Source organism: Dyella humi, assembly GCF_044904605.1.
Lineage (GTDB): Bacteria > Pseudomonadota > Gammaproteobacteria > Xanthomonadales > Rhodanobacteraceae > Dyella_B > Dyella_B humi.
In genome coordinates this window covers 1,422,392-1,435,307 of record NZ_JADIKI010000022.1, presented here as the reverse complement: position 1 = coordinate 1,435,307, position 12,916 = coordinate 1,422,392, and the positions used below count along the sequence as shown (strand labels likewise).

9 protein-coding genes are annotated in these 12,916 nt (G+C 58.5%); 3 read left to right on the top strand and 6 right to left on the bottom strand.

The features are described from left to right. Positions 1-100: 100 nt before the first annotated feature. The 5 genes from ISP18_RS11040 to ISP18_RS11020 all read right to left on the bottom strand — a co-directional run bounded on the left by ISP18_RS11040 (position 101) and on the right by ISP18_RS11020 (position 5,814). Positions 101-709 (bottom strand): paraquat-inducible protein A, encoded by a 609-nt coding sequence (locus tag ISP18_RS11040; RefSeq protein ID WP_380010844.1) that lies wholly within the window; start codon positions 707-709, stop codon positions 101-103. Between the two features lie 334 nt (positions 710-1,043). Beyond that, on the bottom strand, positions 1,044-1,466 hold the full coding sequence (locus tag ISP18_RS11035) for a DoxX family protein (RefSeq protein ID WP_380010841.1): 423 nt from the start codon (positions 1,464-1,466) through the stop codon (positions 1,044-1,046). 114 nt (positions 1,467-1,580) lie between these two features. Next, on the bottom strand, positions 1,581-3,122 hold the full coding sequence (locus ISP18_RS11030) for a DHA2 family efflux MFS transporter permease subunit (RefSeq protein ID WP_380010838.1): 1,542 nt from the start codon (positions 3,120-3,122) through the stop codon (positions 1,581-1,583). A 9-nt stretch (positions 3,123-3,131) separates the two neighbouring features. Further along, positions 3,132-4,313 (bottom strand): HlyD family secretion protein, encoded by a 1,182-nt coding sequence (locus ISP18_RS11025; protein ID WP_380010835.1) that lies wholly within the window; start codon positions 4,311-4,313, stop codon positions 3,132-3,134. A gap of 16 nt (positions 4,314-4,329) precedes the next feature. Then, positions 4,330-5,814, bottom strand: coding sequence for an efflux transporter outer membrane subunit (locus tag ISP18_RS11020; protein ID WP_380010832.1), 1,485 nt, complete (start codon positions 5,812-5,814; stop codon positions 4,330-4,332). Between the two features lie 159 nt (positions 5,815-5,973). Here ISP18_RS11020 and ISP18_RS11015 point away from each other — a divergent pair, with 159 nt between their 5' ends. Then, positions 5,974-6,585, top strand: a complete 612-nt coding sequence (locus tag ISP18_RS11015; RefSeq protein WP_380010829.1) for a TetR/AcrR family transcriptional regulator — start codon at positions 5,974-5,976, stop codon at positions 6,583-6,585. 376 nt (positions 6,586-6,961) lie between these two features. Here ISP18_RS11015 and ISP18_RS11010 read toward each other — a convergent pair whose 3' ends face one another. Beyond that, the gene (locus tag ISP18_RS11010) at positions 6,962-8,299 is read right to left on the bottom strand and encodes a TolB-like translocation protein (protein ID WP_380010826.1); all 1,338 of its coding nucleotides are present in this window, start codon (positions 8,297-8,299) and stop codon (positions 6,962-6,964) included. Positions 8,300-8,816: 517 nt separating this feature from the next. On the opposite strand from ISP18_RS11010, the gene ISP18_RS11005 reads away from it, so the two are divergent. Next, on the top strand, positions 8,817-11,573 hold the full coding sequence (locus ISP18_RS11005; protein ID WP_380010823.1) for a TonB-dependent receptor: 2,757 nt from the start codon (positions 8,817-8,819) through the stop codon (positions 11,571-11,573). Beyond that, positions 11,563-12,828, top strand: coding sequence for a phosphodiester glycosidase family protein (locus tag ISP18_RS11000; RefSeq protein WP_380010820.1), 1,266 nt, complete (start codon positions 11,563-11,565; stop codon positions 12,826-12,828). The genes ISP18_RS11005 and ISP18_RS11000 overlap by 11 nt, the downstream gene beginning before the upstream one ends. Positions 12,829-12,916: the final 88 nt, after the last annotated feature.

The window sequence follows — 12,916 nt, the reverse complement described above, 5'->3', positions numbered from 1 at the left end:
TGGAGCGTTTCCGTTTCGCATCGCGAACGACCGTCGCATACCATGCCGCACAAGCTGCATGCCACCAAATCCAGCTCATGCGCCCGCACGCCACCCGACGTCACTGCCGCCCCTCATACAAACGCCACAGGTCCTCGGTGTCGTGCTTGGTGATCACTACCATCAGCGGCGCGAGCAACGCGATTGAAATGATCCCTGCCCCAACGACGATATGCAGGTAGCTGGACAATTTGACGATTGCCACCAACACCCCCAACAAAAAGACTTCGGTCATGCCCCATGGCCGACTGAAGTGGAGGCAACGCATGGTGGCCACAAAGTACGGACAGGGTTTACCAAGCGCCGCGAATGACAACATCCAAAGCAACAGCGCGATTTGAAATCCAGGGATGCCGATGATGACGATGCCGGCCGCAATCGCCATGGGCGTCCCAGGGCCTTGCGCCAGTGCCGAAATGGATTGCCACACGGTCGCTTCGCTGTTCAACCCATCGAAACTTATGAGCGCCACTGGAAACGTGTTGGCAAACACGAATAAGCAAGCGGCGGTGAGGGTCCACGCGAGCCAGGCGCTCGTAGACAGGATCGAACCCTTTGCCAGTCGCGAACCGCAACGACTGCAGTAATAACTGGCACCGGGCGCCATGAGGGTTCGGTCGTAAACCTCGTCGCAATGCTCACAGAGCATGAGATCGGGATAAGCGCGCACGCCCCTATTCACGGTGGACCCATCGTCTTTCGCCCAGACACGAGTCTAGATTCTCGTTTTTGCCTTCTACGGCGCATTGCGTTCTCGTTGAGTTTCGCGATATCTCACCATCGTGGCTCGCGGCTACCGAAATCCGAGGCAGCGCCGGAAAGCGCAACAACGCGCTCATCGGACATGCCAGGTCCCCGGCCCATCCTTTGTTCTCGTCCAACGGAACGCCATCCCCCAATTGGGTTATAGCGACACTTCTCTCTCGGTGTCGTCATGCTCCACATGCCGATCGCGATGGCGGCCTAAAAAGAGAAAGAGGGTTACATCCAGACAGCTTGATAAGTCAGCGCGCCCGCACAGGCCGTTTACGACGCCCCCAGAGAACGAAGGCGGAGAGCGTCAGCAAGATCACATTGAACGGTGCGACTGCAATTTCGCCACGCGAGATGTGAAAAGTCATCGCGCAAATCTGGAGAATCACGCAGCCAGTCGCTGCTGCCGCTGTCAAACCTGGTTTAACCCGCATGAGCGCAGGGATAAAGATACCGATCCCGCCTGCAATATCGATCACGGCAAGCCCTCGCACGATCATCGCGGGCAGTTGACCTGTCCATGGCCACATGGCGGCAAGTTCAGGGATAGGCTTGAAAAGCTTCATCCAGCCAATGAGCACGAAGGCAGTGAAGACAAGGGCTTGAGCTAGCCAAAGACTGGCATTCAACAGTTTGCTTGACATCGGCGATGTGGCATTTTTCGAGAGTGTCATTATCTTTTTCCTTTACGCGGGCTACATGCGCCCTTAAAGCATCGACCGATGCCGAACTGAGCGAGACTGACGTCCCCATTCGTATAAACTGGTTTTACGTCTTGTCTATAAGAGCTAATGCGCTTGCGACGTATCGGCAATACGCGTCGGTTTCGGTGCAAACCACACAGCTACTGCCGCAAATACGAAGCAGAACCCGACCACCATAAAAAGCTGGTTGGTGGCGAGCATCACCGCCTGTGATTGTGCAAGATTGCTGATCTGCCCTTTCGCCTGATCGACGCTCCATCCGACGTTCGTCAGCCTGGATGCATAGTGCCCTGCCTTGTCGACCAATCCAGACAGTTCCGCGCGAGCGTATTTGGTCTTGTCCTCCCACGACGTGTTGACCAGTGCCGTGGCGATAGCTCCACTGAACGTTCGACAAAAACTCATCAGGCCCGCCGCAGAGGCGGTTTCGGCCTCGTCGACGCTGCTTAGCGCCAATCCCGTCAATGGCACGAAGAAGAACGGCAAGCCGACGCCTTGCAGCAGCAACGGAAAAGCAATGCTCCAGAAAGGCATATCCGTGTTGGCGTATGTGCGCACGAGGGTAACCACGCCCAACCACATCACCCCAAAAAAGACGAGCCAGCGACCATCTATCTTGGAAGACAGCGCTGCCGCCAAGGGCGCCGACGCCACGGCGAGAATACCGGTCATCGCCACAGCACAGCCGGACCACGTCGCGGTGTAGCCCATGTTGTTCTGCAGCCACAACGGCGTAAGCACCGCCGTGCCGAAGAACGCACCGAACGCCAACACGATGGTGATGACACTCGCACTGAACCCACGATGGCGAAACACCCGCAAGTCCACCGCTGGATGGCGCTCGGTCAACTCCCAGATCATGAACGCCGCGAAGCCGATGGCCGCAACGATGCCAAGCACACAGATTTCCGAAGAAGCAAACCAATCCGCGTCTTTACCCTCGTCAAGCAAGATCTGCAGCGATCCGACCCAAACGATCAGCAGCGCGATCCCAACTCTGTCGATGGGCAGCCGCACGAGCGGCGTGTCGTAGCGCTTAAGCAGACGCCAACCGAAATAGCCGCAAAACAGCGTAACCGGCACGTTGATATAGAAGATGTAACCCCAGTGCATCCAGTCGCAGATCAGGCCGCCGAGAACGGGGCCGACGACGGGACCTAGCAGCGTCGTCATGCTCCACATGCCGATCGCCATGGCGGCCTTTTCCTTGGGAAAAATCTGTAGCAACAAGGTTTGCGACAGCGGCATCAGTGGACCACCGGCGAACCCTTGAAACACGCGAAACACCACCAGCATGCTGAGTGACGTCGCCATGCCGCATAACGCAGAACACACACCGAACATGATCAGCGACGTGATGAAAACCCTTACCGTGCCGAATCGGTTGGCCAGCCAGCCTGTCAACGGGACGGTAATCGCCTCGGCCACGGAGTAGGACGTGATGACATTAGTGCCCTGGCTGGAGGATGCGCCCAAGGCACCGGCGATGGTCGGCACAGACACATTGGCGATGGTCGTGTCGAGCACCGCCACAAAATTAGCGGCAGCCAGTATCAAACCGGCAGCGATCAGCATGCCGCCCGACAGCGGGGGCAACGGGATATCCCGGCTTTGAGGGGAAGACATGGGGAGGCCTCAGCTTGCCGGTGTGTCTTTGCCGCCGCGGGTATCCACGGTCGCTTCCATGGAGAGTCCGACACCGAGCGGATGTGCGCGCAGGTCGGCCGAATCAATCGCCACGCGAACCGGCAAGCGTTGCACCACCTTGATCCAGTTGCCGGTGGCGTTCTGTGCCGGAATCATCGCGAACGCAGAGCCCGAGCCACCAGCAAGACCTTCTACCTTGCCGTGATAGACGACCTTGCTGCCGTAGAGATCCGAGGTCAGTTCAACGGGTTGACCGACGCGCACCTTGTCCAACTGCACTTCCTTGAAATTGGCATCGACGTGCACGGCATCGATGGGCACCACCGACAACAGCGATGCACCCAGCTGAACCCGCTGCCCGATCTGAACTTCTCGGCTTGCAATGACACCATCGACGGGCGCACGCAACTGGGTTCGCTCAAGGTCGACGCGTGCCTGATCACACTTTGCGCGTGCCAGCAACACCTCTGGGTTGGTATCTACCGTTGTGTTCAGGATCAATACCTTGTTTGCGTCACGCGATCCAATCGCGGCTTCGCGATTGGCCTTCGCCTGCAAGGCGGATGCACGCGCGGAGGCCAGCGCCGCCTGAGCACTGGCAAAGGACGTTCGCGCGTTGCTCAGTTCCTCTCCGGACACGGAACCGGAATGGGCCAGCACCTCCCGTCGCTTCAAATCAAGGGCTGCGCGATCATAGTCGGCTTGCGCCGAGGCAACTTGCGCGGCCATGCGCGCCTCATCCGCCGATCGCGCATCGATCTGCGCGGTCAGACCTGCATCGGTCGCCAGATACGCCCGGACTTTACGCTCAGCCGAACTTACTTCAGCTTCAGCCTGTTCGAGCGCGAGCTTTGCATCGGTGTCATCGATAACGACCAACACATCGCCTTTGTGCACGTACTGGGTGTCTACCGCGTTGACGCTTTTCACGATGCCGCTTACTGACGGCGTGATTGAGGCGACCTCGGCGGCGGTGTAGGCATTGTCCGTCGATACATAACGCGAGCCGATGAAATGCCAGTAGCCGGCATACCCCAAACCCACGACTGCTATGGCGCCAGCCAGCATGGTGAATAGCTTCTTACGCTGGACACTGGGCGTCGCGGTGGCATCAGCCGGATGAGCGGCGGTCAGGGCCTCATCAACGGCCATGGAATGGCTTTGAGACATGTTCAGATCCTCAAAATTAGCTTTGCTGGTTCGACTTCGTTGACGTCGACGAGTACTGGTAACCGCCGCCCAGGGCGCGCACCAGTGAGACGTCGAGCGTGAAGGTTCTGGATTGGATGTCGGCCAGCTGACGCTGTGCCGTGATCATCGTGTCAGCGGCACTCAGCACGTCCAGGTAACCGGAAAGACCGACGCGGTAGCGATCGACGGCAACACGATGTGCTTGCGCGGCGGCATCGTAAGCCGCCTGAGTCGCGCGCAACCGATCTGCCAAGGCACGCCGGCTCACCGCAACGTCTGCGACGTCGTGCAACGCCTTCGTCAACGTTTCGTCGTAGTTGGCAACCGCCTCGTCATAGGTTGCCCGCGCACCGCGCAATTCGCCCCGCAAACGACCGCCATTGAAGATCGGCAACGTAATCGCCGGCCCCACATTGCCGACGACCGATCCCGATTTCGTCAACATGTTCAGGCCAAGGGACTGCGCACCAATCATGGCGCTGAGATTGACGTCCGGATAGAACCCGGCGCGTGCGACGTCGATGCGTTTGCTGGCCGCTTCGGCACGCAACCGTGCAATGACAACATCCGGACGGTGACCCAGCAGACCCAAGGCCAGATTCGTGGGCATGTCGGCAGACTGCGTTAAATTTACGGTCGAGCGCACGATGCTCAAACCACGATCGGGCCCTTCCCCCATCAACGCGGCAATGCGATTTCGTGTCAAGCCGATCGATTCGTCCAGCGAAAGAAGGTCCGCCTCCGCGCTCTGCCGTTTCGACTCCGCCTGCTGGACACCCGATTGCGTTTCCAGGCCGTTGGCAAAACGCTCCGCGAACAGCTGCGCGGATTGCGTGCGTACCTTGACGGCGGCTTCGGCGCTGTCGCGCTCGGCGAAAAGACGTGCAAGATCCGCGTAGGCGTCCGTGATCGAGGCGGCCAGTACCATCCTGGCCTGCGCAACATCGGCCTGTGCCGCATCCAGCTCGGACGTCGAGGCGGCCAGTGCTGCACGATTCTTGCCCCAGAAGTCGATTTCGTAGCTGAAATTGAGCTCGGCGCTCCCATACTCGCGCCACCCTTGGGGCACGAACGCTGCAGGGACTCCGTTGTTGTAGCTCTGCTTTTCCTTTTCCACCGATCCTTGCGCACTGACGTCCGGCAGCAGCGCTGCCCCGGCCTCTTGCACGGAAGCCTCAGCGTTGTGCAGACGAGCCTCAGCCGCCGCCAGCGTGGGCTCACCCTTCAGCGCTTCGGCGATCAGCGCATTCAACTGCGGATCGTTGTAGCGCTGCCACCACTGATCGTCGGGCCACGCTGACGGGGTTTGTCCTGCATCGGCAGCGAAACTTTGCGCGGTTTGATAGCTCCCTACGTCCTTCACCACCGGCTTGGGCGGCATGTTGGGAAACTGGGCACACGCGCTCACGAGCGTAGTGGCCAGGGCGACCGTAAGCCGGGCCCGTATCGCCCATCCCCACACTGAGCTTTTCATCGGCATGACGCCTCCTCTATAACCATACCAATAAGTCTAGTTATAAAAATTATCCGGTGTCAACATAATCAGACCAATAGGTCTAGTTTTGATATGATCCCTCCATAAGCCCACGTGGAGGCCCCACCCTATACGCCCGCGCCACAGCACACAGGAGAAAGTCCGGTGAGAAAAAAGACAGAAGCAAGACGGCAGGCGATCATTGACGCCGCCGTTGAGGTATTCGGCGAGGTCGGCTACGAGCAAGCGTCGATGGCCGAGATTGCAGCCCGCACCGGCGTCTACAAACAAACGCTCTATGGCTACTTTGAATCGAAAGAGGATTTGTTCGTCGAAGTCATGGTCGGATCCGCCGCAGACGAGATCAAAGCGGCCTTTGCGTTGCTCAACACCTCAACACCCATTCGCGATACCTTGACGAGCTTTGGTAAGCACTACCTGATTGCCGTGCTCAAGCCGAAGTTGCTCGCGATGCGCCGCCTGGCCACCTATGAAGGCGGGCGCTCCTCGCTCGGTGCCCAGTTCTATGAGCGCGGCCCCAAGGTTGGCTGGACGATGGTCACGGAGTTCCTGCAGGATTCCATCCGGTTGGGCCACTTGCGCAAGTGCAACGCCCCGGTCGCAACCGCGCATCTCCGTGCACTCTACGAAGCCGAATTGGCCGAGCCTTGCCTGTTGGATGTCCCCGTGGACACGTCATCTCGCAACATCACGAAAGTTATCAACAGAGCCGTTGATGTCTTTATGGCGGCATACGGAAATGCGGATGCAAATTAGGATGATCCCGCGCATGCATATCATCGATTACCTGCGGGTTCCGGTTCAGTTGATCAGTCGGTCCATTTCTTCTTGAACAATCACGCCGCTGCTTAGTTACAGAGCGTCTGATTGAACATCGAAGGCACAAAAGACGCCAACGTAGTCTCACGCCTAAAATCAAGTGACAGATCTTCTCGATCGTACGGTGCGAGTACTACGTTGACGTTAAATGTTCAACCGAAATGACTTTCTTTAAGTCTTCAGAAAGTCGTCGGACGATGTCCATATCGGCATCGGGCCGGATCAAAAGAACCTCTCTACCGCAAAAAATTTGCCAGTTATTGGGGATGATTTCACTCGGACAATCACTCAAGACAAGGCAATATTCCTGCGATCACTGCGTGTGCCAGTCGTATGCCGTGCCGTTGGTCACGAAGCGGGCGCTGCCATCGGTCAGGGTGACGACCATGACCTTATTCGTGTAAACGATGGGCGCGTTGGGCGGGTTGCTCTCAGCGTGGCAGTTGGCCAGCATCCGCGTGCCATCCGGCGACAAGCGCACCGGACGCCACCACAGCGTCGTGCTCGCATCCATGGTGACGCATGGTGAGGTTATCTTACGCAGGCCCGATCCGTCGGTCTTCACGGCAAAGATCTCCTCCTCCGGCTGCGCGGCTGGAGGTGGAGGCGAGACGTTGGCGGTCAAGAAAGCCTGGCTGCCATCCGGCGAGATTAGAATCTGCTTCTGAAACTCGAACGTGACCACGTTGCTAGGATCGCTAAGCAGGACCGTCTGGCCCGTCAGCATGTTCTTGGCGCACCACACGATATACGTCGCGTTGCTCGCCACGTGACAGGCGCCTGTGTCATGTGAGTCGTAGGTCACGCCATAGACGACCTCGTGGCCGTCGTACGAGATATCTCCGAAGCCCCATCCGATATAGGGCGCACTGGTGTTCACCTCCACCAGGGTCGCGGCACCGGTGGTGGTATTGATCACGTAGAGATCCGCTTCCGGATTGAGAGTCGGATCTGTGCGCACCGCATAGACTAACAGGCTGCGGCCATCGCCTGACCAACGGATCGCCTCGATTCCCCGGTAATACCATTTGGCGGCGCACCACAGCACGTGGTTGTTGCTGCCGTTCGACTGCATAAGGTGTATGCATGGGGGATGTTTGTGCGGCAGCACGTCTGCGGCGTTGGCGTAGGCAATCTGGTCGTTAGCGGCCGGCCCCCAGCTGACGGAGCCATAGCTCGGGCCATCGCGCGGATCTTGCAGGTCATCGGTGCCGAAAAACATCGGCGGCGTGCGCACGCCGTACGCATTCACGATGTAGTACTTACCGTGGTAAGGCGTGTCATTGTAGTGAGGGAGCGTGGAGTGCGCCTCAACGTACACGCTGTACGTCCCTTGCGGATTGAATGCATTCGTCAGCCACATGCCTTCGTTGCCCGGAGCGAGGTCGTCGTAGCCGGCGACGCTGGACATGTTGAATTCGCCGTTGACGTATGGCGTGAACTGTCGCTCATGGAGGCCATCGTCGCCGATGCTGAAGATCGCCGAACTGACGGGCGTAGTGAATCCGTCGACCGTGCCGTCCAAGGTGCGCGAGAAAAGCACCGTGCCGGGCGATGTCTGCGCGGCAGCAGCCAACGGTTGGGCCGCGAACGCGGCGGTAGACAAACAGACAAGCGCCAGCAAGGCGCGATGACACGAGATAACTTGCATAACACCCTCCTTCGGCCATGGCGGCCGCCATGGCACTGGCTCGGACTACCGGCGCACCATGCTGATCGACACCCTAACGTGCGTCGGACAAGGCAATTTAGGCTCGCAACCGCATGTAACCTGTGAAGCTCTGGTTACTGTGAACAGCAGCGCCTGGCGGCGTGTAGATCTGCGGTTAACGATGCCTTGAATTCCGGTTTGACCGGGTTGGCGGTTGTGGCTTCGTCTCCCACGGTGCCGTTTCCGCTGTTCAAACCAGCGTAGGTGTTCAACGCGGACCGGAATGATTGCCACTGACCACCGGTTACCGACGGCCATGCCGCTGTCACTTTCGACCAACCCTGTCCTCAAATAACAACACGCATTGAACATCGTTGATTCGGCGTGCGTTTTTCTCGGCATATCACGCGTGGCGCAACGCTGCACGTCTTCTGTCAAATTTAATTCACATATAGTGATTAATTTGTGCGGCACGCACACTCAGGTGCGCTCGACGCCTGGAGAGGAAACCGCTTTCATGATGTATCGACCGAAGATGCGTGGCGGCAACACACGCCGCGTACCGCTCATTGCGCTAACCAGTCTGACCCTGGCGATCGGCCAGGCCTTCGCTCAATCCGCTCCGCCGCCTGTCACCGATGATGGAGCTACCAAGCCCACCTCGAACGCAGCACCCAAGACGCTGGACACCGTGCAAGTCAGCGGCAAAACACTGTCCGTGGAAAAGGCGATCGCCGAGAAACGTTCGCTGTCAGTCATCTCCGACGGCATTTCGGCTGATGAGATCGGCTCGGTGCCGGATTTCGGTCTTGGCGAAGCCGTGCAGCGCATTCCCGGTGTAGCGATGACCATCAACAACGGGCGTGGCGAGGCACAGTTCCTCAATTTGCGCGGCCTCAACCCCGACTACAATTCGGTGACGGTGGATGGCATTGCCCTGCCCTCTACGGAAACCACGACGCGTAACGTGTCGCTGGACGTATTGCCGGCTTCCCTGGCGCAGCATGTCAGCATCTACAAGACGGTGACGGCTGACATGCCGGCCGACGCCATCGGTGGCGTGGTGAACCTTCGCACGCGCAGCGCATTCGACCATCCGGGTTTGTTTATATCCGGCCGTGCCGACTATGCAGATTGGAACAACTCGCGCGTGGTTGCGCATTCCGGCCCGTCGGGACAGATCGAGAATACGATCAGTGATACCTTCGGCAGCCAGCATCAGTTCGGCTTTATTCTGTCGACCAGCTATTACCGTCGCGACACATCCTCGCTCGATACGGCAATGGATACCGATGGGTATTACCACTACACAGGCGGCACGCAGAAACTTTCCTCGCTGGGTCAGAACAAAGCGGGGACTGGCTCCACCTTGACGCCAAATAACGACGTGGATGGCCTGGTTGCCGTTCCCGATCGTCACCGCTGGCTTACTTACGACAACGTGCGGCAACGCGAGGGCGTGCTTGGCAAGTTCGAATACGACAATCACGAAAATCTGCAGGCGCACGCCACTGGCGGTTTCTTTCAGCACGAAAACAACGAATTTCGCCGTTCGCAGTTCCTGACGCGGGTGGGGCCTGCCACGCTTACCTCCGACACGACGGGCAGTTTCGCCAAGGGCGCTGCCCAAGTCGATTTCGATCATTACGACCAGGTTCGCCAGATCAAATACGCGGAACTTGGTAGCAGCTTCGAACCGGATGAGCGCAGTCAGCTCGACGTGACTGCCAATTACGCGGTCGGTGACTACAAGCAATCCACGCAGGAAGATGTCTTTACCAGTGCGGCATCTCCCAATCTAGGATTCAACTACGACGCCTCGCCCGGCAGCGTCGCCCTGTTTACGCCGAGCAACGCGGGTTACTACATGAACCCGGCGAACTATCTGCAGACCAGTTATATGAATGCGCTGGAACGCAGTAAGTCGGGACTGCTCACACTGAAAGCCGACTTCAACCACAACCTGCAGGAAGATTCTGAAGGCTGGGGTTACAAAGCCGGTGTGCAGTATCGCAATCTACAGCAGCGCTACGATCTCACTCAGATCGGCTACGCTCCTACGTCATCGGTGTCGCTCGCGGCCATTGGCACGGAAGATGTCTATTTCCAGCCCTACGATGGCAACGGCCAGAACATGCTGCTCATCGATCCGGCCAAAGTGACGCAGTACTTCCTGGATCATCCCAATCTTTACACGCCGGTAGCTACCAACGCACGCACCAGCGCCATCAGCGATTTCAACATCAAGGAAGCCACCACCAGCGGCTACGCCATGACGGGTTATCGCCAGGGCGACTTCATGGGCATCGTTGGCTTGCGTTACGAGGACACGTCGCAGGATGTGCAGAACACGCAGCCGAATCCCATCAGCAGCCTCACCAACTTCAGCAAGCTCGACAACCTTCATCACTACGGCAAGCTGCTGCCTTCGGCGATCCTTGCCTACAACCTGGAACCGGATCTGATTCTGCGTGCGGGTGCCAGCCAAACCTTGGCGCGTGCTTCGTATGCCGCGCTGGCGCAGAACAGCGCACCCACTGTGAGCCTGGCCGGGAATACCATCTCTCAGAGTATCGGCAATCCGAATCTGGTGCCGCGCAAGTCCACCAACTATGACTTGTCGCTGGAGTGGTATCCGGCCAACGACGCGATGTTCTCCCTGGCGGCGTTCCAGAAGCGTATCCAGCACGAAATCGTCAATCTGACGACCACCGCTTCCCAGATTAACCCGGATGGCTTGGCCGGCACTTACTTGGTGACAACCACTCAGGCACAGAACGCCACCACTGCCAAAGTGAAGGGAGTGGAATTCGGCGCGGCCAAATTGCATTTCGACTTTCTGCCGGGTGTACTGAGCCACTTTGGTGCCACCTTCAACGCCACCCTGCTGGACATGGATGGCCCGACGATCACGATGAACGACGGCAGCCAGCGCCAGTTGCCGATGTTGGTCGGCGCGGCCAAACACATCCTCAATGCATCGCTGCTCTACAACCAGGGCCCGTTCAGTGCCCAGGTAAGCGCCAACCACACCGGCAAGATGCCGATCAGTTTCGCCACGGACAATCCCGTGAACGACATCTACTACGCACAGACGCAAACGTACGACGCGCAGTTACGCTACATGTACAGCTCTCATATCAGCTTCCTGCTGCAAGGCAAGAACCTCACCAATGCGCGCCCTACCCGCGTGCTCGGCCCAGATCAAAGCCTGATCAAGGAGCAACTGGACAACGGCCGCGCCTATTACTTGGGAGTCACTTATGTCCTTTAAGCTCCCTGTTCGCACGCTGCTGCACGCATGCGTAGTGACCGCTCTTGCGATGGGCATGGCACATGCAAGTGAATCGCAACCGGCTTCGTCCGGCACATCTGCAAACGCCATTCCTGTCGTGGCGAGTTCCACGTGCTGGGATATGCGGCCCGGCGACGTGCTGGGCGCACTGAAGCAATGCGCACATAAGGGCATGCCATTCATGATGCTGGCAGTGCGCATAGGTTCGGATGGCAATCTCTATGCCGCAACGGACTATGCCGATACGCCCTGCCAAGTTGGTGCAGATTGCGTGCCATTGGACGAAGTGCTGCGTTTGCAGCCGGCTCCGCGTCTGCTGCTTCAAGTCGCACCATCCGCACTGGATGATGTGCAAGCGCTGATCCACAACGCTTCGGCAGAGGCGCGCGTGCTGGTTCAACCCGTATTGCAGCGGCCTCAGGGTAACAGCTCACCCGTGACGTTCCGGCCAGGTCTGCATTATTGGCATCAGCAAGTGACGCAACCGCGGCCGATGATGATCCATATCCTGGAGATTGATCTGGATACACCGGGCCTCACATTTGTCGTCACGCCGGGCGTGCCAAAGGACGGCAACGAATTCGTTGCGGAAAAGACCACTGCATTCGCCGGGCGCGAACATCTGGATGCCGCCATCAACGCCACGTATTTCCGTCCGTTCGACGGCGGACATCTGCTGGACAAGCCCTATGTGCCCGCACTCGGCCAGGGCGTGGAGGTGGACGGTGTATCGATGGCGCATGGGCACATGGATTCGGATTACGCCAGTCCCGATCCGCGCTCGACCGGCGCCGTGTGCATTCACACCCGCGATGTTCAGATCACGGCCTCGCACTGCCCCAGGCAAACCACCGACGCCGTTGGTGGGGGTCCGGTGCTCATGCTCCATGGCAAGGCACTTCCGCTGGAAAGCAAGCGTCACGATTACTACTACAACACCGAACCGCGTACCGCCATCGCGTTGGACAAGGCGCGACGAAAGATGTGGTGGGTCGTGGTGGATGGACGCCAACCGCATTACAGCGAAGGCATGCCGCTACCCGAACTGACCACGCTGCTGCGGCAATTGGGTGCCGATTCGGCCATCAATATGGATGGCGGCGGGTCGTCCACGATGGTGCTTCGTCAGGATGGAAAATTGCAGATCGCCAACAGCCCGATCCATACCGGCATTCCAGGCCGGGAACGACCGGTAGGCAATCATCTGGGGCTGCGCATCGACGCTTCGCCGTGACATGCGCATCGGCAAACTTGTCACTAACGTTCCGGCAGAAGCCTGCCGGAACAATCGCCATTCCGAACCGTCAACATAAACGCGACCT